Genomic DNA, 24,334 nt, shown 5'->3' with positions numbered 1-24,334 from the left:
GCTGACAGATTGTGCCGACCAACGGTCGGCACCTACCAACAGCGGATCATCCCCGGGCAATTGCTCTAATGGGTGCACCCACTCACCCGAACGGCAGCTCCGCCGCTCTGCACGCCGCCGTAATCGCCGCACACGCGTCTTCAATCGCGGGCGTGGTCGGTGCCAGTCGCGGGCGACGGTCCAGCGTGCAGGCCAGGCCCACGTCGAGCAGCGTGGCATGCGCGCCATGCAGTGCTTGCGCAGTGTCTTCCGGCAGGAAACCGGCAACCGCCAGCGCATCGATCAGCGACGGCGTGTCGCGTGGCTGCAGCAACGCCGCATGCTGCGCACTACGCGCCAGCACGCCGGTCTGCAGCAGGAACTCCAGGTCCACCACGCCACCGGCACCCTGTTTCAGGTCCAGCCGCGCGGCATCGCTGCGGTCCAGTTCAGTGCGCATGCGGCCGCGCATCTTCAGCACATCGGCATACAGCGTGGCCGGATCGCGCTCACGACCCAGTGTCTGTGCACGCACCTGTTCGAAATCGGCCAGCAGGCTGGCATCACCGGCCACACCGCGTGCGCGCACCAGGGCCTGGTGTTCCCAGGTCCACGCGCGTTCGCGCTGGTATTCGGTGTAGCTGGCCAACGAAGACACCAGTGAACCCTTGCCACCGTCCGGGCGCAGGCGCACGTCGATGTCGTACAGGCGCCCGGCGGCGGTGACCGCACCAAGCAGCGCCATCACCTTCTGTGCCAGCCGTGCATACCAGCGCCCCGGTTCCAGCGGACGTGCGCCATCGCTGGCCTCCACGCCAGCCGGGTTGTCGTGCAGGAACACCAGGTCCAGGTCGGAACCGAAGCCCAGCTCAAGCCCGCCGAGGCTGCCGTAGCCGATGATCGCGAAACGTCCACCGGGAATCCCGCCGTGCGCGGCGCGCATGTCCGCCTCGGCCATCGCCAGCACGGTGGTGACCACCGCCTGCGCCAGCTCGGCCAGTTGCCGCGTGCTGTCCACCGCACCCTGGCGGCCATCCAGCGTGGCCATCGCCATGCGGAAGCTGAGCGCCAGCCGCGTCTCGTTGAGCCAGCGCAGTGCGGATTCGGGATCTTCCACCGCCAGCACCTGCTGGCACTCGGCCAGCATGCCGGCCGCATCGGGCATCGGCCCGGACACGCGCACGTCCAGCAGTTCGTCCAGCAGCAGCGGGTACGCGGCCAGCCGCTCGGCCAGCAGCGCGCTGCGCGCCAGCACATCGACCAGACGCGCCAACGCGCTCGGTTGTTCGTCCAGCAGCGCGAGATAGCTGGTCCGGCGCAGCACGGCCTGCAACAGGCCGAGCACACGCTTGAGCGCAGCGTCGGGTTGCGGCGAACGCGTGGCCGCATGCAGCAACGCGGGCAGTACGCGATCCAGCCACGCACGCGCCGCATCGGATAATGACTTCACGCCGGTGCCCTGCGCGAAGTCACGCAATGACTGGTCGGCGCCATTGGCATCGAGGAAACCGGCTTCTGCCAGCAACGGCGCGTTGCTGCCCTCGGGCAGGCTACGCCAGTAATTGGCCAGCGCGTCGGGCGCGGCTTGACCCTTGCGCGGTGCCAGCAGCGCGGCGAATTCGGTACTGACCCGCTGCTGCTGTTCGGCCAGCGCCGCGCGCAGCACGTCCCAGTCCGGGTAGCCGAGGCCGACGGCGATGCGCTCGCGGTCCAGTGCATCGCTGGGCAGCACGTGGGTCTGCGCATCGCGCAGCATCTGCAGGCGGTTCTCCAGGCGGCGCAGGAACAGGTAGGCCTCGCGCAGCGCACTGCCGTCCTCGGGCGCGATCTGCCCCGCAGCCACCAGCGCGTCCAGCGCCACCAGCAGGCGGCGCTCGCGCAGCGCAGGTTCGCGGCCACCGCGGATCAGCTGCAGCGCCTGGCACAGGAACTCGATCTCGCGGATGCCACCGGCGCCGCGCTTGATGTCTTCGTGCAGCTCGCGGCGCGCGACTTCGGCGGTGATCGCTGCCTTCATCTCGCGCAGGCCATCGAGCGCAGTGAAATCCAGGTAGCGGCGGTACACGAACGGGCGCAGGGTCTGCAGCCACGCTTCACCGGCCTCGATATCACCGGCGACCGCGCGCGCCTTCAGCCACGCATAGCGCTCCCAGTCGCGGCCTTCGCGCTGGAAGTACTGGTCCATCGCCGCGAACGACAGCGCGACGCGGCCGGCGCTGCCGAACGGGCGCAGGCGCAGGTCGACGCGGTGGCTGAAGCCATCGACGGTGGTTTCGTCCAGCAGCTTGGCCAGGCGCTGGCCAAGGCGGGCGAAATACTCTTCGGCGGCCAGCGCGCGCGGGCCGTCGGATTCGCCGCCGTGCGGATAGGCGTAGACCAGGTCGATATCGGAACTGAAGTTGAGCTCGCCGCCGCCAAGCTTGCCGAGGCCGAACACCACCAGCTGCTGCGCGGCGCCTTCGCCATCGCGGACCACACCGTGGCGCTGGGCGAATTCCTGCTGCAGCGCGTCCAGCGCCAGCCGCAGGCAGTCCTCGGCCAGGGTGGTGGCGCCGGCCAGGGTCTGTGCCACGTCGTCCAGGCCGGTCAGGTCGCGCCAGATCAGCCGCGTCGACATGGCAGTACGCCAGCGCCGGATCTGCGCCGGCCAGTCGCTGGGCTGCAGCGGATCGAGCACCGGTGGCGGGATCGGCGGGCAGCCGGGGGTAGCCAGCTGCGCCAGCAGCGCCGGTTGCCGCACCAGGGTGTCCAGCGCGAAGTCGCTGGCCACCGCCAGTCGGGTCAGCAGCGGCAGCAGTTCGGCAGGAACGGGCTCGGGCAGGACCTGGGCCAGGCGCGCCAGGGCGCGGTCGACAAGGGGCTGCAGCGGGGCGGGCAGGTCAGCGGGGGCGAGGGTCATGGGTCTGATTGTATCGACCCGGCTGGGACGCAACGGACCCGGTAGTGCCGGCCGCTGGCCGGCAGATCCCATGATTCTGCCGAAGGTTGCTGCAGTTGCCGGCCAGCGGCCGGCACTACCGATAATGCAGGCCGCGTATTCACACTGGGCGACAGGCAATAAAAAAGCCCGCTTGCAGCGAACTGCCAGCGGGCTCTGCTCCCTCCCCCACGTCGGGATGCAGGGCCATCGTGCGGGCTGCGAAAGCACTTTGCACGCTGCACTGCAAAACAGAACCGGTGGGTATGGGTGAGCCCCTGGGGGAAAAGCCATTCCACGAAGGTAGGCCCCCCGTACGGATGAGGATGGCCGATAATCGGGATTCCCCCCAGAAACACTGTCGTCATGTCTGTTGATCGCATCGCCAACGCGCGTCTCCGTGACCGCGTGGTCTCCGCCGAGGCCGCAGCCGCGCTGATCCAGCCCGGTGAAACCGTGGCCATGAGCGGCTTTACCGGCTCCGGGTATCCCAAGGCCGTTCCCGTCGAACTGGCCCGCCGCATCGAAGCGGTGCATGCCCAGGGCAATCCCTTCCAGATCAAGCTGATGACCGGCGCCTCGACCGCGCCGGAACTCGATGGCGCGCTGGCCAAGGCCGATGGCATCGCCATGCGCATGCCGTTCCAGAGCGACCCGGACGCGCGCAACCGCATCAACGAGGGCAAGCTGGATTACATCGACATCCACCTCAGCCACGTTGCCCAGCACGTGTGGTTCGGCTTCTATGGCGAGATCGATACCGCCGTCATCGAAGTCTCGGCCATCCGCGAAGATGGTTCGCTGGTGCCCTCCACCTCGGTCGGCAACAACAAGACCTGGCTGGACCTGGCCAGGAAGGTGATCGTCGAGGTCAACGAATGGCAGCCGGCCGGTGTCGACGGCATGCATGACATCTACTACGGCACCGCGCTGCCGCCGCACCGCAAGCCGATTCCGCTGGTGAACGCCAACGACCGCATCGGCGATACCGCGCTGCGCTGCGACCCGGACAAGATCGTGGCCGTGGTGCGTACCAACGGCCCGGACCGCAACAGCCCGTTCAGCCCGATCGATGCAACCAGCGAGCAGATCGCTTCGCACCTGATCGAGTTCCTCAAGCACGAGGTGAAGAAGGGCCGCCTGCCGCCGAACCTGCTGCCGCTGCAGTCGGGCGTGGGCAACATCCCCAACGCCGTGCTGGCCGGCCTGGCCAAGAGTGGTTTCCGCGACCTGGCCGCGTTCACCGAAGTGATCCAGGACGGCATGCTCGACCTGCTGCGCGACGGCGTGCTGAGCTACGCCTCCTGCACCGGCTTCGCGCTGAGCCCGCAGGCGAATGAGACGTTCAAGGAGAACATCGATTTCTACCGCGAGCGCATCATCATGCGCACGCAGGAAATCTCCAACCACCCGGAACTGGTGCGCCGCCTGGGCTGCATCGGCATGAACGGCATGATCGAGGTGGACATCTACGGCAACGTCAATTCGACGCACGTGATGGGCACGAGGATCATGAACGGCATCGGCGGTTCCGGTGACTTTGCCCGCAACGGTTTCCTGTCGGCGTTCCTGAGCCCGTCCACCGCCAAGAACGGCACCATCTCGGCGATCGTGCCGATGGCCAGCCATGTCGACCACACCGAGCACGATGTGTCGGTGATCGTCACCGAACAGGGCCTGGCCGATCTGCGCGGCCTGACCCCGCGCAAGCGCGCGCAGGTGCTGATCGACAACTGCGCCCACCCGGACTTCCGCCCGCAGCTGCAGGATTACTTCGACCGTGCCAGCCGCGAGAGCTACGGCAAGCACACCCCGCACCTGCTGCCGGAAGCGTTGTCGTGGCACCAGCGCTGGCTGGATACCGGCACGATGAAGGGCTGAGGCCCGCTACGGACGTCGGGTAGAGCCGGCCGCTGGCCGGCTTCCCCAACAGCCGGCCAGCGGCCGGCTCTACCTCACGCGGTGCGCCCGGCCAGCGGCCGGCTCCACCTTCACGCGGTGCCCGGCCAGCGGCCGGCTCTGCCTTTACGCGGTGCGCAACGCCGCCAGCGATTCGGCCTGCAGCCGCTCGTAGATCTCGAACTCGTTGTTCACCGCCACGCCCAAGGCCTGCTCGAAGGCTTCGCGGTTGGCATGCGCGGCATAGGCGCGCTGTTCTTCGCCGCCCAGGTTCGACTGGAAGATGCCCGCGGCACTGACCGGCAGGAAATCCTCGTAGACGATCGGGTCAGCCGTGGCCAGGCCGGCGGCCACCATCACTTCAGCGGGCAGATCGGCCACGCGCTCCGGCGCGGCGCGGCCAGCGTCGGTCAGCTGGTAGCGGTAATACCCCAGGCCTTCCTGGCGCAGGGTGTCATGGTCATCCGGGAAGCTGGCGAACACCGCCTGCAGGCGCTGGCCGTAGTCGCCGCCGGTGCTGCCTTCACTACCGGCGTCGCGGGCCTGCGACAACAGCTGGTCGTACAGCGCGCGGCCCTTCGGGGTCAGCGCCAGGCCGCGTTGTTCGATCTCGCCGAAGCGCGCGGTATGGGTGCCGGCATTACCACCTTCGGCATCCGGGAAATGCACGGCCTCTTCCAGCGCCTTGAAGCTGGTCTGGCGCAGCAGGATCGGGCAGGCGCGGCGCGGCGGGCCTTCGATCACCGCCTTGGCCGCCATGCCGTGCTCGATCATTGCCGCCTGTGCAGCGTCGATGTCCAGCGTGCGCGGGGTCAGGTGGTTGATGTGCGGGCCGCGGAAACTGACCACGTCGGCCACCAGCCGGTGCGCGTTGTGCAGCGCGCGGTAGGTCGGCAGGTCGACCGTGGCGTCACCATGCCAGCGGAAGGTTTCCAGTGCTTCATCGACGAAGCGCTCGGCATCGGCCTGCGACAGGCCACCGTCGCGCTCGGCCTGGTCGATCAGCGCCAGCGCGCCGTCGGTGAAGATGCGACGGCGCGCCAGGATCTTCGCCGACTCTGCACGCAGGGCTTCGTCTTCGATCAGCTCCAGGCGCAGCAGCGAGGTGAACACGCGGAACGGATTCTGCGCCAGCGCCGCGCCGGTCAGCGGGCGGAACGCGGTGGAGTGCACCGGCACGCCGGCCACCGACAGGTCGTAGTAGCCGACCGGGTACATGCCCATCACCGCGAACAGGCGGCGCAGCGTCGCCAGTTCCTGCACGGTACCGACGCGGATCGCGCCATGACGCTCTTCATCCAGCCGCGCACGCTCGTCGTTGCGCTGCAGCTGCGCGGCCAGCGCCGGGTCCTGGGCAAGCACCTGCGCGTTGATCCGCTCCACCAGTTCCACCAGCGTGCCGTACAGCGGCACTTCGGTGCGGTACATGCGGGACATGGCCTGCGCGAACAGGCGGCGGATCACATCAGGCGAAACGAAAGAGGCGCTCATCAGTCACTCGATTACGGGAACGGGGAACAGCTCGGACCCGTATTGTCGCCGGAGCGCCCGGCGGCGGCGATACGCAGAGCAACATGACCGGGTAGTGCCGGCCGCTGGCCGGCAACCCCGGATGCCTGGAAAGGCTGCAATTGCCGGCCAGCGGCCGACCCTACCGCTTCAACTGGCGCTTCAGCGCGGCATCCAGGGTGATCGGCCGGTCCCAGTGCTGGTAGCTGGCCACGATGGCATGGCGCACAGCCCGGTAGTGCAGATTGTCCGGCTTGGTGGGCATGCGCTTGACCACCGCCTCCCAGCCGCCCTCCGGGTCCTGGCTGAAGGCACGCACGCTGTCGCGGCAGGTCTGGCCACTGGCCTTGGCCCAGAAGCAGGCGAAATAGATGTCTCCGGCCTGCCAGCCGTGGGTGGTGAACAGCGCGCTGATGTAGCCGCGCGGCACGTCGGCATAGCGCGACACTTCGTCGAGGAAGGCATCGGGGTAGCGTTCGGCGTAATGGTTGATGTCCTGCAGCTGGGCATCGACCCAGCTGTCGCCGGTGTCCACGTCGTAGGCGCTTGAGCGCTCGGCGGTCTGCTGGGCCAGCACGGTGGCCGGCGCCAGCAACAGGAACAACATCAGCGCGCGCAGTCGGTGGTTCATGCCCCGATTCTGCCGCAGCCGACGGGCCCTGTCAGGCCGCAGCGGCCTTGGCCTCGATCGCCGCCAGTGCGGCCGGCCAGTCGTGGGCGGTATCGGCAGTGACCATGCGCGGTTCGTCGTCGGCCACGCCATGCTGGGTCTCGTGGGCCCAGGTCACTGCGTACGGGGTATGCACGCCCCAGCCACCCAGGGTCACCACCGGCTCGATGTCCGAGCGCAGCGAGTTGCCGACCATCACGAAGCGCTGCATCGGCAGGTCGAATTCGGCCAGCACGCGGGCGTAGGTCTCCGGGTCCTTCTCGGAAACGATCTCGATGCGCGGGAACAGCTCGCCCAGGTTGGCGACCTTGATCTTCGCTTCCTGGTGGAACAGGTCGCCCTTGGTGATCAGCACCACCGGGTAGTGCTCGGCGATGGCCACCACCGCTTCGCGTACACCATCGATCAGCTCGACCGGGTGGCGCAGGGTGTCGTGGCCGATCTCCAGGATGCGCTGGATGTCCTTGGCCTCGATGCGCTGGCCGGTGATGTCGATGGCCGCTTCGATCATCGACAGGGTCATGCTCTTGACGCCGTAGCCGAAGGTGCCCAGGTGGCGCTGCTGCACTTCCAGCAGGTGGCGGGCGGTCTGGGTGTCATGCACGTCGACATAGCGCGACAGCAGGTCAAGGTAATCCTGCTCGGCCTTGCGGTAGTAGTCCTCGCTCTTCCACAGCGTATCGTCACCGTCAAAACCGACCAGGCCGATGGCGCGCGACGGCGCAGGCGTGGGTGTATTCATCGCGCAAGGATACAGGGGCCATGGTGACGAAAAAAACCCGGGCGGCCGAAACCGCCCGGGTTCCCATACGCCCCGACGCAGGACTTACCTGCCCTGTGCACCCTGCGCTGCGCCACCGGCGCCGGCCTGCTGGGCGGCCACGTAGGCCTTGTACTCATCGGCGCTCAGCTCGCCGTCCTTGTTGGTATCGGCCTGGTCGAACACCTGGGCCAGGCCGGCGTTCACCTGCGCCTCGGTCTTGCTGATGGTGCCGTTGCCATCGGTATCGATGCTGGCCCAGGTCTGGCCACCGCCATTGGCCTGTGCCGATGCCGCTGCGGCCGCATTGGTCGCCTGGTCGGCGGCCTGGCCGGCCTGTGCAGCCGCCTGCTGGGCCTGAGCGGCCTCGTTCTGTGCATGCGCGGCCTGCTGCTTGGCCGACTGGGCCATCGCCGGGATGGCCAGCACGCTGCCAGCGGCGACGATCAGGGCGATCAGGGGCTTGCGGTTGCGAATAGTCATCAGGGGTGTCTCCTGCCAATTGGGTGGTGTTGCGCGGCGTGTTGATTCCGCACGGCACCTACCCTGCCACCGCGTTTCTGAATCGATTTTGCGCCGCGACCGGCCCGCACACATGCGATTAACCACTCGCCTCCACGCATGCTTTAGCGCGGTGGTTAGGGTGAAGTGAGTGGCTCATAAGATGCGCATTCAGCGCCTCTGCATTTAACCGGCAGGCAACGAAAAACCTGCGTCAGTCGACGGTTTTTTCCGATGACCGCGAACTGAACAACACCCATGCAAGAGCAACACCGGCGAGCGCACCGGCGATTTCCAGCACCACACGGCTGCCAAGTTCGTTCGGATCGTGGATGGTGGCCAGGAAGATGCGCGCGTACAGCGGCGATTCCAGCCGCACGATGCCCATGTAGAACAGCTTCCACGCATCGATGCCGGCGGCGATGATCACGGCGATGACGCAGGACCAGCCGATCGCGTGCCCCATCGACCACCGCAGCAGGCGGCACAGCTGCGACCACAGGAAGTACACCAGCAGCCCAACCAGCATGGCGATGGCGCCGGCTTCCAGGGTACCGAGCAGGCCGAAGTGCAGGGGAAGGTTCATCGGATGGGCAACGGTGGGATGGCGGCCAGTGTAAGGGATCTGCTTCGGACCCAATCCGGCAGCCACGGTAGATCCACGCCGTGCGTGGATGAGTCTCCATCGAGATCGAATAATTCGACGATTGAACAAAGAGCAGCCGAGCATGAGCTCGGCCCTACAACGGACCGCGCGGGAAACTGTCAGAGGCTGGGCGGTGCCGGAGTGCGGGGTGTCAGCCGCATGGATGCGGCTGCCAAGCCTCCATGGACGGATTTACGGCGTCCCCGCACTCCGGCACCGCCCAGCCAACCCACGGAACGCACGCTGTTGCTGTTGCGTCTGATGTTGCCGGCCAGCGGCCGGCACTACCGCAGGTACAGGGCGCAGCCCTGCCGATACCCCTACCGTACCGGGACGTCGTACGCGGAGCCGGGATCCGGTTCCGGCTGGAACGTGTAGTGCCACCACTCCTGCGGATAGTTCACGAAGCCACGCCGTGCCATTGCCTGCACCAGTTGCCGCCGGTTTGCCTGCTGCGTCTCACTCAGCCCGCTCGTCTGCGTATGCGCACGTGGCCCGAAGAAGTCGAAGTCAGTGCCCATGTCCAACGGCGCACATGCACCGCTTCGGCAATCCAGCAGGCCCAGATCCACCGTGGCACCGCGGCTGTGGCCGGAGCGTTCGGCGATGTAGCCATCGGCCAGCAGGCGCGGCTTGTCCAGGTCCGGATACTGCTGTGCCTTGCGCGAGAGCTCGCGCGGATCGTTCACCCAGGCCATGAAGGCCTGCACCGAACGCACCGGCCGGTAGCAGTCGTAGAGGCGCAGGCCGAAGCCATCGGCGCGCAGGTCCTGTTCCACCTCGGCCAGCGCCTTCGCCACCGGCGCCAGCAGGTAGCACGAAGGCGCCTCGTAGCCGGGCACGCGCGCGCCGGTGAAGTTGTTGGCGCCCGCATAGCGGATGTCCAGGTCGATGCGCGGCGACAACGTACGGATCTCCACCAGCCCGGCGCTGGCCGCGTCGGTGGCCGGTGAAACGCGCGGTGGCTCAGCGGCGCTGGTGGTCGCTGCCAGGGCAATCGCCAGTACGAGTGAAATGCAGGTCCTGGAAGTCATAGCTGAAGTCGATGTCCGGATCGATGGCGCGCAGGTCCAGTGTCGGTGCCAGGCCTTCACCCGGCTGCAGCCACGCCTGCGCGTCTTCGCCCAGCGTATCCCAGCGCAGCAGCCAGCGCCCCTGCAGCTGCAGCACAGCCGCTTCCAGCCGGGGCGACTTGTCCACGCTGAAGCGCAGGCCGTCCTTGCCCGGGCACAGCGAGGCCGGCCCCAGCCACGGATCGGTGTAGCGGCCCTGCCAACGCGGCAGATCGGCGTCCGATGTCGGCCGTGCCTGCGACGTCGCCGGCCGCTGATGGCCGCCTGCCGCTCGCATGGCCTGGTCAGCCTTCAGTTCGGCCAGGTACGCCAGCGCCGGACGCGCCTCATCGGGGGCGGTGAAGCGCTTCAGTGCGGTCTGCATCAATGCGATGCGCGCATCCTCGCCTTCACCGTTGATCAGCATTACCACACCCACCTTGCGCTCAGGCAGCAGCGCCAGCGACGAGTACATGCCCGACAATGTGCCGGTGTGCGCCACCTTCCACTGCCCATCCATGTCCGACACGCGCCAGCCATAGCCGTAGCCGTAGAAATGCGCGTTGTCCCAACGCCGCTGGCGTTCACCCAGCGGCATCGGCATGTGCAGGGTCCACAGCGTACGGCGCTGCTCAGCATCCAACCAGCCAGGTGCCAGGCCGGGATCGAGCAGCACCTGCATCCAGCGCGTCATGTCCCGCAGCGAACAACGGATGCCGCCGGCGGCCATCGACGGCAGGTCCGGGCTGATCGCACCATCGGCGTTCACCACCGTATTGTGGTCGCCACGCCAGGCATGTGGCTGCGCCACGTTGCCGACCCGCTTCACCGACCACGTCCCCACTTGGCAGCGGGTCATGCCCAGCGGCTCGAACACCTGCTCGCGCATCAACTGGTCATACGGTTTGCCACCCGTCGCAGCGGCCAGTTCGCCGGCCACCACGTACATCAGGTTGTCGTAGGCGTAGCGGCTGCGGAAACTGCTGACCGGCTTCAGGTGCGCCAGCCCCGCGATGATGTCGGCACGGGTGAACGCGTTCGGCTCCGGCCACAGCATCAGGTCACCGGCGCCCAGGCCGAGACCGCTGTTGTGGATCAGCAGGTCGCGCACCTGCATCTGCTCGCCCACCCACGCATCGTGCATGCGGAAGCCCGGTAGATGCCGCCGCACCGGATCCTCCCAGCGCAGCTTGCCCTGCTGCACCAGCCGCGCCAGCAGCGCGGCGGTCATCGCCTTGCTGTTGGAGGCGATCTTGAACAGCGTGTCCTGGTCGATGCGGCCGCCGTCGCCGCGCGCGCCCTCGGCGTGGCGATAGACCACCTGCCCGTTGTCGACCACCGCGATGGCCAGCCCGGGCAGGTGCTCGTGCTGGACCACGGCGGCGACGTCGGCCTCGAGGGAGGCGATGTCGGTCGCCGAAGCGGACGGTGCGGCCAGTGCCGCCGCGACGATCAGCAGGTGGTACATGCGCGCAGCCCCTCCATTGCCCGCGCCGTCACGGTGGACGGCGCGGATCGTGGCCTCAGAAGTTCCAGGTCACCACCAGCTGGGTGTAGCGCGGGGCCTGCCAGCGCGTCCCGGTGGCGAACGTCGCCTCGCGGTACTGGCCGGGCTGCGCTTCATAGCGCTGGTGCACGTTGATGGTCTTCTGGTTGTTGAACAGGTTGTACACCGACAGCCGTGCACTGAGGTCGATGCCCTCCACCGGCAAACGCCAGGTCACATTGGCGCCCATATTCCAGGTCCACGGCAGGCGACCGAACGCACCGCGTGGGCTGTACTCGAACTGCCGCTGGTTGTACGGACCGGAACAGCTGGCCACGCACAGCCAGCCGGTGCCACCACCGCTACCTTCGCTGGAGGTACTACCACCGGCGATGGAATCGTTTGGCCACATCACGCCGTAGGCCGTGATGGGACCACCGGACTGCACCTGCAGTGTGGTTCCGAACGACCATTGCTTGTTCAGCGCGTAAGCGGCACGCAGCTTGAACTGGTGGCGGAAGTCGTTGAACAGCACGCCATAGCGCTCGTTGGTGGCCGGATGGTCCCAGAACTGAACCATGCCCGTGTCGCCGTAGTTGGTATCGGAATTCACAGGGCCTTCGAAATTGCCCTCGCTCTTCGACCACAGGTAGGACGCGTTGAACATCCACTTCTCGTCCCATGCACGGTCGATCTGGAACTCCAGTGCCTTGTAGGTGCGCTTGGGCTTGGAGTAACCGATCACCTCGCCGCTGCCACCCTTGCGATAGCCGCTGTTGGCGGTATCGATGGTGATCCAGCCCTCGTTGGCGCAGCCGATGCTCTTGTCACCCCAGATCGTCAGGCTCTCGCCCGGGTTGGCGATCGGCCACAGCGTGCTCGGGGTCGGGCCGCACGGGGTGTAATTGATGCGGATGTCGTCCAGCGCACGGGTCATCCGTCGATAGGTGGCGTTGACGCCCCACGACCATGCCTGGTTGATCATGTTCTGGAAGCCCAGGATGTACTCGTCCTGGTAGACCGCCTTGAGGTCGCGATCCACACTCTGGCGCAGATCGGCACCGCCGGTGTTCATGCGGGTGTCGGTCGGGCCGATCTGCTGGCCGACGATCGGTGCCATGTACGGTGAGCCTGTCGGTGAGGTTTTCCGCTCCCAGCCATTGAGCACGTAGTAGCTGTATTCGTCAGTGAGGCCACCGGCGAAGTTCACGTTGATGTTGTTGGTAACCGGAAGGTAGTAGCGGCCGGCGTTGCCGAACAGCTTGGTGCTGCCATCACCACGCATGTCCCACGAGAAGCCGACGCGGGGTGCGATCAGGTCATCCATCTTGATGAACGCCTTGCCGGCGGCGGTGCGGTTTTCGAAACGGTCCCAGCGCACGCCGAGGTTGAGCATCAGGTTCGGCGTGATGTTCCAGATGTCCTCCACGTAGAAGGCATTGGCTTCAGTCTCGAACGTGCCGCCCGATTTGCGGTTTCGCGCACGCAGCATTTCGGTAACGCCAGCCGGTACGTAGGCACTGGCACCATCCCAGACTTCATCGCCGGGTCGCGCCACGTAGGCGGTGTAGCTCAGTTCGGTCGGGCCGGGGTAGCGGGTGGACTGCTTTGTGGTCATCAGCTCACGGTCGACACCGAAGCGCAGCAGGTGGTCACCCAGCTGCCATTCGAAGTCCAGTCGCGCCACGTCACGAGTATCGTCACGCTCGGCCACTGCCGTGCCCGTAGGGTGGCAGCCTGCGCGCAGGCCCTGCAGCTTGCCCAGGCGCGGGCCGTAGGTACTGTCGGTGAACACCGGGCTGCAGGCCTGATCCAGCGATGAATTGGTGAAGGCACGCTGGTTGTTCTGGCCGACCATGGCGCGCGCGGTGAAGTTCTGCCCGAAGTGGCCGGTATACGTTGCCGACCAGTTGCGTCCCCCCGTCTCGGTGACCGAATCACCGCCCCATGCACCGAGCTCGTCTGCGTTCCAGTTGTACCCATAGGAGGCATTGGTGACGTCTCCCTCGTCGGAGAACGCCAGCAGCGCCAGGCTGTGGTTGTCGTTGATGTTCCAGTCCAGCTTGGTGCCCCAGAAGCCGTTGCCGGAATCATTCTTGAACCAAGTGCTGCCGTCGGACGAAGTGTTGTGTCCCTTGTCGTTGCGGTCTTCGTACATCGCGAACAGGAACAGCTTGTCCTTGACGATCGGCCCCGAGCCCCAGACGTTGGTCTTCAGGAACGAGTTGTTGTCGCGGCTGCCATACGAATGCGGGGTTCCATCACGATGGAAGTGATCGCCGCCACTGGCGCGCCATGCACTGGGCTCGGCGGTGACTTCGATACCGCCCTCGAATTCGTTGCTGCCCGAACGGGTCACGGCATTGATCACGCCACCGGTGGAGCGGCCGAACTCGACCGAGTAGCCACCCGTCTTGACCTGGAATTCCTTGAAGAAGGCGAACGGCGCGGTGCTGAAGCCGCGACGGGTGTACATGTCGGTGACATTCAGGCCGTTGATGAAGACCGCATTCTCGGCCACCGATGAACCGGCGAACGACAGGCCGCCGAATGACGAGTTGCCGCCGACCACGCCCGGCGCCATCAGCGCGACCGCAGACAGGTCCTGCGCCACCGGCAACCGCGAGATTTCCTGACGGTTGATGTTGAAGGATGTCTCGGTGGAGTAGACGTCCACGCGGTTGACCACTCGGGTGCCGACCACCTGCAGGGCATCAAGATTGGTGACGCCGCCGCCACTGGCCAGGTTGACCGTGGTGGTACCACCAACCGCCACACTGACAGCAACCTGATCGCCCAGCTTCTGGCCATCGCGGCTGAGCTGCAGCTGGTAGTCACCTACCGGCAGCTGGCCGAGGCGGTAGCTGCCGTCGGCGCCGACGGTAACGGTACGAGTCAGACCCGTACTGTTGCTGACCACGGTCACCTGGTCACCCGCGGTTGCACGGCCGGCAACTGCGCCGCTCACGTTCTGTGCCATCGCGATGCCGGGCAGCACTACGCCCAGACACGCCCCAAGGGCGACGCACAACGCCGCCCGCTTGATGCTGTAAGCCTTCATCCCCTGCTCTCTCCTGCAAGAATTGAATGGTGTGGAATGCGGTGTGTCGCGCTAGCGTTGCCTGGCTGGCAGTACCCGCCACTGGAAGTCGTAGCTCCATTGGTCGAAGTACAGGTTGCCGCCTGCCCACTCGGCCTCGCCGCGCTGCGAGTCGACCGTTTCCGAGCGGAAGTGCTGCTTGGCCGGCACGAAGGGCTGGCCGAAATCGTCGTTGAAGGCGATGCGGTAGCCATCAAGGCCACCCAGATAGAAGTCACGGAGGGCCGGCACATCACTGGCCAGTGCGCCGGTGGTCACGTCCATCGGCAGCCAGCCATACGGCGCCAGGTAGACCTGCGCCCAATCATGCAGGTTGTTGTAGCCGCTGCCGTCGCCGGAGAACACCATGCCCGACTGCCAGCGTGCAGGAATACCGTTCATGCGCAGCAGCGCGATCAGCAGCAGGGTCTGCTGCCCGCAGTCGGCATGGCCGGCCCGCAGCGCGTAATCGCTGATGTTGCTGAGCGTGGAATATTCGCGCGCACCGGCCCACGGAATGCGGTCGACCGCGGCAAACAGCCTGCGCAGCACTTCATACGGGCGCGTCTCGCCCTGCAGCACCTGGTCGGAGAACAGCTTCAGCGCCGGGGTGAAGCGCACATGCGGCAGCTGCTCGGCCAGGTAGGGCTTCAGGGCCGGGTCGGCCGGGGTCGGTTGCACTACGGCCGGGTTGATCGCGGTATGCCGGGCGAAGATCGTGACCGCGTAGCGGATCTCGAAGCGGGTTGGCCGCCCGGCAACCGCTTTGGCTTCGAGGTAGGCGGTGCGCTGCTGGGTATGTGCCGGAGCCACGCGCGCCTTGCCCGGGGTGCTGCCCAGCCATTGCACCTGCTCCTGCTGGCCGGGGATCTCGCGCGGGTACGGAATCCACGCGCGGATCGTTTCACCGGCGGGCACCACATCGGCTTTCACCGTGAGCGACTGGGTGAATTCATAGCGCTGCGGCAGAACCGACGCCTGGCCACTCTGTTCGGCCGCAGCAACCACGCCTGCGTGGTGGGCATTGAGCACTTCGTTGGGGCCCGGAGGCGGCATCGGTGCATCCGCGCGGCGACGCGCGCGTGCTTCGTCGCTGAGCAGGAACAGGTTCGAGGGTGCGCGCTTGAAGTACCAACGCTCGCCATCGATATCGAGATGCTCGATCAGGCCGAGTTGGTCCCAGCGCGCAAATTCCTCGTCGGTCAGATCGGGAATGCCGCGCCGTACGGCGTCCTTGGCGGCGTTTTCGTCGAGGGCGAAATCCAGGCGGATGCGGCGCATGCGCTCGCGCTGGAACGCTTCGTCAGTGGCGGCGGGTGTAGTGGCCAGCAGCGCGTCGGCGTCGCGGAAACGGCCGCTGTCGATCAGGTCGATCACCTGCGCCTGACGCGCCTGCTGCTGGCTGCTGCGCTCGCCTGCTGCGTGCGTGGCCGACACCCACAGCAGCAACACGGCACCCAGGCCGGCGGCGGCAGTCAGACGCGGTTTGCGAACGGCAGGATCCACAGCGACACTTCCCCAGCGCGGGTGGTAACGGCTGTGTAACACGGGCCGGGATGTTGGTCAATAATTTATTCTTGCTTTCGGGGCCAAAAGGAATAAATATTCCAACAGGCATTCGAGGAGGGTGTGCACCGCATGAGCCTGGCTTTCCGCGAACGGCACCGGCATTGGCCGCGCCGCTTGGCCCTGGCCCTGTGCCTGCTGGCCGCCCCGGCCTTTGCACAGGCGGCCCCACCGCCCGACCCGGGTGCGCCGCTGCCCTATGTGATCGGCCTGCACGAGGCCTATCTGACCCCGCAGTACTGGGCCGCGCGCTTGGACAACGCCGACGCGCCGATTCTGGATCGCGCGCAGATCGAAGCACAGAACGCGCGGATGCGGGCGCAGGACAGCCACATCCAGGACATCGCCACACTGCCCGCCCAGCTTGATGCGGCGACGGTTCGCGCCAGCATCACCGCGCTGTCGAGCTGGCCCACCCGCGCCCTCTACAACGACAAGGGCCAGGCGATCGCACCCGCGCTGCGCAGCACTATCGAAGCCAACCTCGGCCTCGATGCGATTCCCACACAGGTGGCACCGCAGTATGGGCTGGTGGTGAAGCGTGCCGCGCTGCGCACCTTCCCCACCCGCGAGCGCGTCTTCAGCACCGTCGGTGACACCGACATCGACCGCTTCCAGGAATCGGCACTGTTCCCCGGCGACAAGGTGGCCGTGGTCCATCGCAGTACCGATGGCCGTTGGCTGTTCGTGCACAGCGAGCGCTACAGCGCGTGGATCGAAGCCGACGCCATCGCCAGCGGCGACAAGGCCACGGTGCTCGGCTACGGCGCGAAGGGACCGTACCGGATCGTCACCGGCGCCACCGCGCAGACCGCCCATACCCCGGAGGAGCCGCGCGTCTCGCGCCTGCAGCTGGACATGGGCGTGCGCCTGCCGGTGCTGGCCGACTGGCCCGCGTCAGAGCCGGTGAACGGCCAGCAGGCCCACGCCTCGTGGGTGGTGCAGTTGCCGGTACGCGAGGCCGATGGCCGATTGAAGCTGGTGCCGGCGCTGCTGCCGCGCTCGCAGGACACCGCCGCCGATTACCTGCCGCTGACCCCGCGCCTGTTGCTGCAGCAGGGCTTCAAGTTCCTCGGCGAACGCTACGGCTGGGGCCACGACTACGACACCCGCGACTGCAGCGGTTTCGTCTCCGAGATCTACCGCAGCTTTGGCGTGCTGCTGCCGCGCAATACCAGCGCGCAGGCGGTCAGTCCGGCGCTGGACCGCCTGCCGTTCACCGGCAAGGACGGCAAGGCGGTGCGCGACCGTGCCGTCGCCCGCCTGCAGGTGGGCGACCTGGTCTACATTCCCGGTCATGTGATGATGGCCATCGGCCACGTCGACGGCCGCACCTGGGTCATCCACGATACGGCGGGCGGCAGCTGGTTCGATACCGACGGCAAACGCGTGCAGGCCCATCTCAATGGTGTTTCGGTCACGCCGCTGGAGCCGATGATGGCCAGCGACACCGTCCGCTACATCGACCGCATCACCAACATCCAGCGCCTGCGGGCCAAGACTCCTGAATGAAGATCACCGCCATCGAACTGGGCATGCTGCGCGTGCCGTTGAAGACACCGTTCAAGACCGCGCTGCGCACGGTGGAGACCGTGGAAGACGTGGTGGTGCTGATCCGCACCGACAGCGGCAACACCGGCTATGGTGAAGCCCCGGCCACCGCAGTGATCACCGGCGATACCCACGGCTCGATCATCGAAGCGATCCGCCACTTCATCGCCCCGCGCCTGATCGGCCAGGACGTGGTCAACCTCAACCACCTGTGCACGCTGGTGCAGACCGCGATGGAGCGCAACACCAGCGCCAAGGCCGCGGTGGAGATCGCGCTGTACGACCTGTGGGCGCAGCTGCACGGTGCCCCGCTGTACCAGATGCTCGGTGGCGGCGACCCGGTGATCACCACTGACATCACCATCAGCGTGGACTACATCGACAAGATGGTGGCCGATTCGTTGTCGGCGATCGAACGCGGCTTCGAGTCGTTGAAGATCAAGGTCGGCAAGGACATCGGACTGGACATCGAACGTGTCAAGGCGATCCACGCCGCCGTGGAGGGCCGCGCCCTGCTGCGCCTGGACGCCAACCAGGGCTGGACCGCCAAGCAGGCGGTGCATGCGATGCGCACGCTGGAGGAAGCCGGCGTGGTACTGGAGCTGCTGGAGCAGCCGGTGAAGGCCGCCGACATCAGCGGCCTGAAGTACGTCACCGACCGCGTCAACACGCCGGTCATGGCCGACGAGAGCGTGTTCAGCCCGAGCCAGGTGATGGACCTGATCCAGCAGCGCGCGGCCGACATCATCAACATCAAGCTGATGAAGACCGGCGGCCTTTCCAACGCGATCCGCATCGCCGACATCGCCGGCATCTACGGCGTGCCGTGCATGATCGGCTGCATGATCGAATCGAGCATCAGCGTGGCCGCGGCCGTGCACCTGGCCGTGGCCAAGAGCGATGTGATCACCAAGGTCGACCTCGACGGTCCCTCGCTGGGCCAGTTCGATCCGGTCAGCGGCGGCGTGCATTTCAACGAATCGGAGATCAGCATCAGCGACGTGCCGGGGCTGGGTATCACCGAAGTGCGTGGGCTGGAGATGCTGGGGTGATTTCTGCCTTGCGGTTGGCCTGGCGTGCCACTGACGTTGGGTCGGGCGTTACTTTTCTTTTCGCGAAAAGAAAAGTAACCAAAAGAAACGCTCCGCCGACCGCGAGCCGGTGCTACGCACCGGTTCCCTGCGCTCCTCGGCCCGTCGAGGGACGGCGCGGGAACTCGCTGCGCTCGGACACCCGCGCCTCTTCGCCCTCGCCGGACCTGCGGTGCTCGGCTCGCTTGAAGGCGGACTCAACTTCAAAAGCAACAACTGCGCTCCGTAACCTCTTCGAGGCTGGAACCCGCTCGACCCATTCCATGACACGCTCTACGCTGCCAGCCGCAACGCGCCTACACATGCCCGGACGCCCCGCATGCCGCCCCTGCTGAAGATCCGCACCGAGCGCGGGCAGATGTCTGCCATCGAGCGCCGCATCGCCGACTTCATCCTCGACAACGCCCACCTGCTGCGCGACTACTCATCGCAGCAGCTGGCCAGTGCGCTGGGCATCAGCCAGTCCAGCGTGGTGAAGTTCAGCCAGAAGCTCGGCTTCAAGGGCTACCCGGACCTGAAGTACTCGATCGGCCAGGACGTGGCCCGCGCCGGTGCCGATCCACAACAGGTGCCCAGCGAACCCGACAGCGGCGATGACTACCTGCGCCTGGGCGAGGCCCTGCGCCGCAGCAAGGCGCAGGCCGAGGAGGAAACACGCCAGGCCAATCCACGCGAGGAGATCGAGCGCATCGTGCAGCTGCTCGACGGCGCACCCAAGCTGTTCGTCCATGGCCTGGGTGACGACGGCCTGTTCGCCCGCGAGTTCGCCATGCGGCTGTCGCTGCTCGGCCTGCTGGTCGTGCCGCACACCGACCCGATCCTGATGCTGGCCAACCTGTCGGCCGCACGCCCCGGCGATGTGCTGCTGGTGTTCTCCGAATTCGGCAACCTGCCGCAGCTTTCGCAGCTGTCGCGGCAGTTCCAGGACATGGGTGGCAAGGTGATTTCCATTACCCGCCACACTGCCAACCCGCTGCGCGCACATGCTGATGCGGCACTGGCGGTCTGCGCGCACGACCGCACGCCGCAGGTCGCGCAGCTGCTGTACCGTAGCGCCATGCACGCCCTGCTCGATTTCCTGTTCGTGCTGCTCTGCCACACCAATCCGGACCGCCAGCAGCAGCTGGCGGTAAACCTGGAGCGGATCGACCACCTGCTGGATTCCTGACCGGAGCACCTGTTGATGAAATCGCTGGTTCGCCTCGCTACCGCTGCGCTGCTGCTTGCTGCGACGGTGTCCGTTCACGCGGCGCCGCTGGATGGCGCGCGCCAGCTGATCGTGGTCACCAGCGATGGCTGGGACAGTACCCAAGGGCAGCTGCAGGCCTATGTGCGCGATGGCAAGGGCTGGCACACGCACGGACAGGCGTTCCCGGTGGCGCTCGGCCGTACCGGCAGCGCCTGGGGCCTGGGCCTGCATCCGGCACAGGCCGATGGCCCGCAGAAGCAGGAAGGAGACGGTCGCAGCCCGGCCGGCATATTCGCGCTCGGCAGTGCGTTCGGCTATGCCGTCACACGCCCCGGCACCGCAATGCCTTACCAGCCGATGCTGGACAGCAGCTACTGCATGGACGTGCCCGGTTCGCCGTTCTACAACCGCATCGTCGATGAGAAGAAAGTCGGCAGTGCAGCGATCAAGGGCTCCACCGAGCCGATGCGGCTGGATCTGCACAACAAGGGCGACGTGCGCTACCGGGAGGGCTTCGTCATCGCCCACAACCCGGACAACCAGCCCGGCAAGGGCAGCTGCATCTTCGCCCATCTGTGGCGCACGCCCGGGGAGGCCACCGCCGGCTGTACCGCCATGCCACAAGCGCGCATGCAGGCGCTGCTGGACTGGCTGCGGCCGCAGGATACGCCGCGCTTCGTGCTGCTGCCGCGCACCGAGTACCAGCGACTGCAGGTGCAGTGGCAGCTGCCCGCGCTGAGCGGAGACGCCCGTTGAGCGCGCAGGACGAACCACAGCTGCAGCGCGCGGTCAGCCGCTGGCAGATCGTCGGCCTGTCGATCAACGATGTGATCGGTAGCGGTATCTACCTGCTGCCGGCCGCCACCGTCGCCCTGCTCGGCCCCTTCAGCCTGTGGGGCGTGGTCGCCGCTGGCATCGTCGTCGCGCTGCTGGTGCTGTGCTACGCGCAGGCCGCCAGCTACTTCGATGAACCCGGTGGCAGCTACCTCTACGCACGCGAGGCCTTCGGCCGCTTCGCAGGGTTCGAGATCGGCTGGATGATCTGGCTGACCCGCATCAGCTCGGCGGCCGCATTGAGCAACGCGCTGGCCGATGCGGTCGCGCGCTTCTGGCCGTGGGCCGGCGCCGGCATGGGTCGCATCGCGGTGATCGTGGTGTCGCTGGGCTTCCTGACCGGCGTCAACATCATCGGCGTGCGCTCGGCCGCGCGCACCGGCGTGGTGCTGGTGATCGGCAAGATGCTGCCGCTGCTGCTGTTCGTGGCCATCGGCGCGTTCTATATCGATCCACAGCTGGCCTTCTCCGGCCAGCGCCCGGACCCGCATGACCTGCAACGGATGGGCGAGGCCGCCCTGCTGCTGCTGTACGCCTACGCCGGCTTCGAGAACATCCCGGCCGCGGCCGGCGAGTACCGCAATCCACGCCGCGATATTCCGTTCGCGCTGATCACCATGATCATCACTGTCACCGTCATCTATGGCGCGGTGCAGGTGGTGGCGCAGGGTACGCTGGCCGGCCTGGCCAGCTCGGCCACGCCGCTGGCCGACGCCGCAGCCGGTTTCGGCGGCGAGGCCCTGGCACTGATCCTCACCATCGGCGCGACCATCTCCATCCTGGGTACCAACAGCAACACGATGATGATGGGCCCGCGATTCCTGTTCGCACTGGCCCGCGATGGCTACGGGCCGAAGATCCTGGCGCAGGTGCATCCGCGCTTTCATACGCCGGCCGCATCGATCCTGTGCCAGGGCCTGATCGCGCTCGGACTGGCGCTGTCCGGTTCGTTCGTGCAGCTCGCCCTGCTGTCGATGACCACGCGCCTGTTCGCCTACATCGGCACCGCTGCCGCCGTCCTGGTGCTGGCCAAGCGCTACGCGGATCGCCCGGGCGCGTTGAAGCTGCCCGGTGGCCCGCTGATTCCGGTGCTGGCGCTGCTGCTGTGCCTGGCCCTGTTCGCCAGTGCCAGCTGGCAGAACATCGCCGCTGCACTGGTCGCGTTCGTCATTGGCGCGGTGATCTACACGCTGCCGCGCAAGGATGCGGACGCCGGGTGAACGGAGCGCCGGGCCATGCCTGGCGGATTGATCTGGCGATCACGCTGTCGGACCGGACCGTTAACCGCCACGCAGGCACGATCAGGCTTCGTCCACAACGGAGCCTTTTCATGACCGAGTACCAGATTCCCGGCCGCGTACCGGACGACAGCACGCCGCGCGACGCGGTCAGCGACTATTGGCGCGAGCGCTACACCGCCGAGCCGTACTACGACGACCAACTGTTCTTCGAGGACTACGAGCCGGCCTACCGGATCGGCCATGCCGCGCGCGCGCAGGACATGATCCGCGCCTACGAGGAAGTGGAGCGCGAACTGGAATCGCGCTGGGCCAGCGAACGTGGCCGCAGTCGCCTGGACTGGGCGCAGGCACGCAACGCCGTGCGCCGTGGCTGGGACGAAGCGCAGCTGGCGGATCCGCGCTTGAAGCGATAGCCCCAGGCTGCTGTAGAGCCGAGCCTACGCTCGGCTCTCGCCCCACGTTTAGGGTCGAGCCATGCTCGGCTGAGCCGAGCATGGGTTCGGCGCTACCGAATCATTCCTGTTCCGGCAGCGGCGGCACGATCGCGCTGCGCTTGCTCTCGCCACCACCGGCGGCGATCAGGTCGCGGGTGTTCTTCTGCACAGCCACCGCACCGAACAACGACAAGGCATACGCCATGCCGTAGAAGCCCTTCTCGCTGGGTGCCAGCGTGGCGTTCCACAGGCCGACCAGCAGCAGCATCAGCGCCGACAACAACGCGAACCAGCACAGCGCGTAATACAGGCCGCTGACCGGAATGCCTTCGACTCGGTCGCGGACGCTCTTCTGCAGCGACACCGCCGCGAACAGGCCGAACAGCAGCAGGGTCAGGTAGTAGCCCTTCTCGTTGAGCGCCATCGTGGCATTGAACAGGCCGATCAGGTACGCCGCCGCACCCAGCAGCAGGGCCACCCACGAGGCGGCGATGAAGGCGGTGGAGGGCTTGTGAGGCATGGCAGTATTCATTGCAGGTCCTTGGCAGGCAGACGGGCATGCTTTGCCCGGGCGTGCCCACCCTAGACGATCCCGCCGCTGCCGCACAGGGGGGCGCAGGACCTTCGGGCCACGACGGTAACGGCTGCGGTGGTATACAAGGGGCAGCCCGGCCATCCGCATCCCCGCCCTGGAGATACCCATGACCCGTACGCCCCTGCTGCTCGCCCTCGGCCTCGGCCTCGTGCCGATCCTCGCCACCTCCGCCTGCAACGCCGCCGATCCTGGCGCCAACGGCGCCCAGACCGCAGCGCCCGCAGCCTCCTCCGCCGCCGACCAGCGTCCGTTCACCGCCACCGAAGTCAGCCGTTTTGACCAGCCTTGGGCGATGACCTTCCTGCCTGACGGCAGCCTGCTGGTCACCGAGAAGCGCGGCAAGCTGCAGCACCTGGATCTGGCCAGCGGCCAGAAGCATGAGATCACCGGCGTTCCGAAGGTCGCCTATGGTGGCCAGGGTGGCTTCGGCGACATCATCCTGCACCCGGACTTCGCCCGGAATCATGTTGTTTACGTCAGCTACGCCGAGGAAGGCACGCTCGACACCCGCGGTGCCGCGGTGGCCCGGGCCACGCTGGCACTGGATGCCGACGGGGGTGGCCAGCTGAAGGACCTGAAAGTGATCTGGCGGCAGAGCCCCAAGGTCAGCGGCGAGGGCCACTACGGGCATCGCCTCGCGTTCGGCCCGGACGGCAAGCTGTGGATCAGTTCCAGCGAGCGCCAGAAGTTCGATCCGGCCCAGGACATGGGCGGCAACCTCGGCAAGATCATCCGCCTCAACGACGATGGCAGCCTGCCCGCCGACAACCCGTTCGCCTCACAGGGCGGGGTTGCCGCACAGGTGTGGTCGCTGGGCCATCGCAACATCCTGGGCATGGCCTTCGACGCCAACGGCAAGCTGTGGGCGCATGAGATGGGACCCGCCGGTGGCGACGAGTTGAACCTGATCGTGCGTGGCGCCAACTACGGCTACCCGATCGTTTCCAACGGTAACCACTACGACGGCCGTCCGATTCCCGACCACGACACCCGCCCGGAATTCGCCGCCCCGAAGGTGACCTGGACGCCGGTGATCTCGCCGGCCGGCTTCATGATCTACAGCGGCAGCCTGTTCCCGCAGTGGAAGGGCAGCGGCTTCATCGGCGGCCTGTCGTCCACCTCGCTGGTGCGCGTGGCCTTTGATGGCGACAGCGCGCGCGAAGCCGAACGCTTCAACATGGGCGAGCGCATCCGCGAAGTGGAACAGGGCCCGGATGGCGCCCTGTGGCTGCTGGAAGACGGCAGCAAGGCGCGCCTGCTGAAGCTCACCCCGAAGACCTGATGCCCCGGTAGTGCCGGCCGCTGGCCGGCACCTGGATCCTTCCGGCATCCGGC

19 protein-coding genes are annotated in these 24,334 nt (G+C 66.9%); 8 read left to right on the top strand and 11 right to left on the bottom strand.

Features of this window, described 5'->3' with window-relative positions; all coding sequences use genetic code 11:
- Nucleotides 1-82: 82 nt before the first annotated feature.
- Entirely contained in the window at nt 83-2,878 is a 2,796-nt protein-coding gene (gene glnE / locus ACEPA4_RS01995) for a bifunctional [glutamate--ammonia ligase]-adenylyl-L-tyrosine phosphorylase/[glutamate--ammonia-ligase] adenylyltransferase (protein WP_262089960.1), read from the bottom strand.
- A gap of 384 nt (nt 2,879-3,262) precedes the next feature.
- Between glnE and ACEPA4_RS01990 the strand changes: the two genes are divergently transcribed.
- Nucleotides 3,263-4,777, top strand: a complete 1,515-nt coding sequence (locus ACEPA4_RS01990) for an acetyl-CoA hydrolase/transferase family protein (RefSeq protein ID WP_021202957.1) — start codon at nt 3,263-3,265, stop codon at nt 4,775-4,777.
- Nucleotides 4,778-4,921: 144 nt separating this feature from the next.
- Here the strand turns inward: ACEPA4_RS01990 and ACEPA4_RS01985 are convergent, their stop codons facing one another.
- From ACEPA4_RS01985 to ACEPA4_RS01945, 9 genes are all read right to left on the bottom strand, one after another.
- Nucleotides 4,922-6,286 carry a VOC family protein gene (locus ACEPA4_RS01985; RefSeq protein WP_262089746.1) on the bottom strand — a complete coding sequence of 455 codons (1,365 nt, stop codon included), beginning with the start codon at nt 6,284-6,286 and terminating at the stop codon, nt 4,922-4,924.
- Nucleotides 6,287-6,446: 160 nt separating this feature from the next.
- A complete protein-coding gene (locus ACEPA4_RS01980; protein WP_005415036.1) occupies nt 6,447-6,935 on the bottom strand; it encodes a hypothetical protein in 489 nt (162 codons plus the stop codon).
- A gap of 31 nt (nt 6,936-6,966) precedes the next feature.
- Nucleotides 6,967-7,716, bottom strand: coding sequence for an HAD family hydrolase (locus ACEPA4_RS01975; RefSeq protein ID WP_065186626.1), 750 nt, complete (start codon nt 7,714-7,716; stop codon nt 6,967-6,969).
- 84 nt (nt 7,717-7,800) lie between these two features.
- Nucleotides 7,801-8,217 (bottom strand): EF-hand domain-containing protein, encoded by a 417-nt coding sequence (locus ACEPA4_RS01970; protein WP_005407824.1) that lies wholly within the window; start codon nt 8,215-8,217, stop codon nt 7,801-7,803.
- A gap of 232 nt (nt 8,218-8,449) precedes the next feature.
- Complete coding sequence (locus tag ACEPA4_RS01965; protein ID WP_065186625.1) at nt 8,450-8,821, bottom strand: hypothetical protein; 372 nt, start codon at nt 8,819-8,821, stop codon at nt 8,450-8,452.
- A gap of 380 nt (nt 8,822-9,201) precedes the next feature.
- The gene (locus tag ACEPA4_RS01960) at nt 9,202-9,915 is read right to left on the bottom strand and encodes a M15 family metallopeptidase (protein WP_216655045.1); all 714 of its coding nucleotides are present in this window, start codon (nt 9,913-9,915) and stop codon (nt 9,202-9,204) included.
- The gene (locus tag ACEPA4_RS01955) at nt 9,848-11,401 is read right to left on the bottom strand and encodes a serine hydrolase (protein ID WP_184014268.1); all 1,554 of its coding nucleotides are present in this window, start codon (nt 11,399-11,401) and stop codon (nt 9,848-9,850) included. The genes ACEPA4_RS01960 and ACEPA4_RS01955 overlap by 68 nt, the downstream gene beginning before the upstream one ends.
- A gap of 55 nt (nt 11,402-11,456) precedes the next feature.
- Nucleotides 11,457-14,480 carry a TonB-dependent receptor gene (locus tag ACEPA4_RS01950; RefSeq protein WP_184014270.1) on the bottom strand — a complete coding sequence of 1,008 codons (3,024 nt, stop codon included), beginning with the start codon at nt 14,478-14,480 and terminating at the stop codon, nt 11,457-11,459.
- Between the two features lie 51 nt (nt 14,481-14,531).
- Entirely contained in the window at nt 14,532-16,004 is a 1,473-nt protein-coding gene (locus ACEPA4_RS01945) for a transglutaminase-like domain-containing protein (RefSeq protein ID WP_065186622.1), read from the bottom strand.
- Nucleotides 16,005-16,136: 132 nt separating this feature from the next.
- Between ACEPA4_RS01945 and ACEPA4_RS01940 the strand changes: the two genes are divergently transcribed.
- The 6 genes from ACEPA4_RS01940 to ACEPA4_RS01915 all read left to right on the top strand — a co-directional run bounded on the left by ACEPA4_RS01940 (nt 16,137) and on the right by ACEPA4_RS01915 (nt 22,383).
- A complete protein-coding gene (locus ACEPA4_RS01940) occupies nt 16,137-17,576 on the top strand; it encodes an SH3 domain-containing protein (RefSeq protein WP_065186621.1) in 1,440 nt (479 codons plus the stop codon).
- Nucleotides 17,573-18,667: a dipeptide epimerase gene (locus ACEPA4_RS01935; protein ID WP_005415027.1), complete on the top strand. Its 1,095-nt coding sequence runs from the start codon at nt 17,573-17,575 to the stop codon at nt 18,665-18,667. Before ACEPA4_RS01940 ends, ACEPA4_RS01935 begins: the two co-directional genes overlap by 4 nt.
- Nucleotides 18,668-19,025: 358 nt before the next feature.
- Nucleotides 19,026-19,874: a MurR/RpiR family transcriptional regulator gene (locus ACEPA4_RS01930; protein WP_053498690.1), complete on the top strand. Its 849-nt coding sequence runs from the start codon at nt 19,026-19,028 to the stop codon at nt 19,872-19,874.
- Between the two features lie 15 nt (nt 19,875-19,889).
- Nucleotides 19,890-20,651 (top strand): L,D-transpeptidase, encoded by a 762-nt coding sequence (locus tag ACEPA4_RS01925; RefSeq protein ID WP_005415025.1) that lies wholly within the window; start codon nt 19,890-19,892, stop codon nt 20,649-20,651.
- A complete protein-coding gene (locus ACEPA4_RS01920) occupies nt 20,648-21,949 on the top strand; it encodes an APC family permease (RefSeq protein ID WP_065179423.1) in 1,302 nt (433 codons plus the stop codon). Before ACEPA4_RS01925 ends, ACEPA4_RS01920 begins: the two co-directional genes overlap by 4 nt.
- Before the next feature lie 110 nt (nt 21,950-22,059).
- Nucleotides 22,060-22,383 carry a hypothetical protein gene (locus ACEPA4_RS01915; protein ID WP_005415023.1) on the top strand — a complete coding sequence of 108 codons (324 nt, stop codon included), beginning with the start codon at nt 22,060-22,062 and terminating at the stop codon, nt 22,381-22,383.
- A 100-nt stretch (nt 22,384-22,483) separates the two neighbouring features.
- On the opposite strand, the gene yiaA is transcribed toward ACEPA4_RS01915, so the two are convergent.
- Nucleotides 22,484-22,936 carry an inner membrane protein YiaA gene (yiaA, locus tag ACEPA4_RS01910; RefSeq protein ID WP_014645710.1) on the bottom strand — a complete coding sequence of 151 codons (453 nt, stop codon included), beginning with the start codon at nt 22,934-22,936 and terminating at the stop codon, nt 22,484-22,486.
- 169 nt (nt 22,937-23,105) lie between these two features.
- On the opposite strand from yiaA, the gene ACEPA4_RS01905 reads away from it, so the two are divergent.
- A complete protein-coding gene (locus ACEPA4_RS01905; protein ID WP_262089753.1) occupies nt 23,106-24,281 on the top strand; it encodes a PQQ-dependent sugar dehydrogenase in 1,176 nt (391 codons plus the stop codon).
- Nucleotides 24,282-24,334 lie beyond the last annotated feature (53 nt).

Origin of the sequence: Stenotrophomonas sp. P2112 (assembly GCF_041897515.1) — a bacterium.
GTDB lineage: Bacteria > Pseudomonadota > Gammaproteobacteria > Xanthomonadales > Xanthomonadaceae > Stenotrophomonas > Stenotrophomonas sepilia.
This window is presented reverse-complemented; position numbering and strand designations above follow the sequence as displayed.

Bases quoted from the DNA above. Each gene is read 5' to 3' on its own strand.
- glnE (WP_262089960.1), bottom strand. From the start codon at position 2,878: ATGACCCTCGCCCCCGCTGACCTGCCCGCCCCGCTGCAGCCCCTTGTC.
- ACEPA4_RS01990 (WP_021202957.1), top strand. From the start codon at position 3,263: ATGTCTGTTGATCGCATCGCCAACGCGCGTCTCCGTGACCGCGTGGTC.
- ACEPA4_RS01985 (WP_262089746.1), bottom strand. From the start codon at position 6,286: ATGAGCGCCTCTTTCGTTTCGCCTGATGTGATCCGCCGCCTGTTCGCG.
- ACEPA4_RS01980 (WP_005415036.1), bottom strand. From the start codon at position 6,935: ATGAACCACCGACTGCGCGCGCTGATGTTGTTCCTGTTGCTGGCGCCG.
- ACEPA4_RS01975 (WP_065186626.1), bottom strand. From the start codon at position 7,716: ATGAATACACCCACGCCTGCGCCGTCGCGCGCCATCGGCCTGGTCGGT.
- ACEPA4_RS01970 (WP_005407824.1), bottom strand. From the start codon at position 8,217: ATGACTATTCGCAACCGCAAGCCCCTGATCGCCCTGATCGTCGCCGCT.
- ACEPA4_RS01965 (WP_065186625.1), bottom strand. From the start codon at position 8,821: ATGAACCTTCCCCTGCACTTCGGCCTGCTCGGTACCCTGGAAGCCGGC.
- ACEPA4_RS01960 (WP_216655045.1), bottom strand. From the start codon at position 9,915: ATGACTTCCAGGACCTGCATTTCACTCGTACTGGCGATTGCCCTGGCA.
- ACEPA4_RS01955 (WP_184014268.1), bottom strand. From the start codon at position 11,401: ATGTACCACCTGCTGATCGTCGCGGCGGCACTGGCCGCACCGTCCGCT.
- ACEPA4_RS01950 (WP_184014270.1), bottom strand. From the start codon at position 14,480: ATGAAGGCTTACAGCATCAAGCGGGCGGCGTTGTGCGTCGCCCTTGGG.
- ACEPA4_RS01940 (WP_065186621.1), top strand. From the start codon at position 16,137: ATGAGCCTGGCTTTCCGCGAACGGCACCGGCATTGGCCGCGCCGCTTG.
- ACEPA4_RS01935 (WP_005415027.1), top strand. From the start codon at position 17,573: ATGAAGATCACCGCCATCGAACTGGGCATGCTGCGCGTGCCGTTGAAG.
- ACEPA4_RS01930 (WP_053498690.1), top strand. From the start codon at position 19,026: ATGCCGCCCCTGCTGAAGATCCGCACCGAGCGCGGGCAGATGTCTGCC.
- ACEPA4_RS01925 (WP_005415025.1), top strand. From the start codon at position 19,890: ATGAAATCGCTGGTTCGCCTCGCTACCGCTGCGCTGCTGCTTGCTGCG.
- ACEPA4_RS01915 (WP_005415023.1), top strand. From the start codon at position 22,060: ATGACCGAGTACCAGATTCCCGGCCGCGTACCGGACGACAGCACGCCG.
- yiaA (WP_014645710.1), bottom strand. From the start codon at position 22,936: ATGAATACTGCCATGCCTCACAAGCCCTCCACCGCCTTCATCGCCGCC.
- ACEPA4_RS01905 (WP_262089753.1), top strand. From the start codon at position 23,106: ATGACCCGTACGCCCCTGCTGCTCGCCCTCGGCCTCGGCCTCGTGCCG.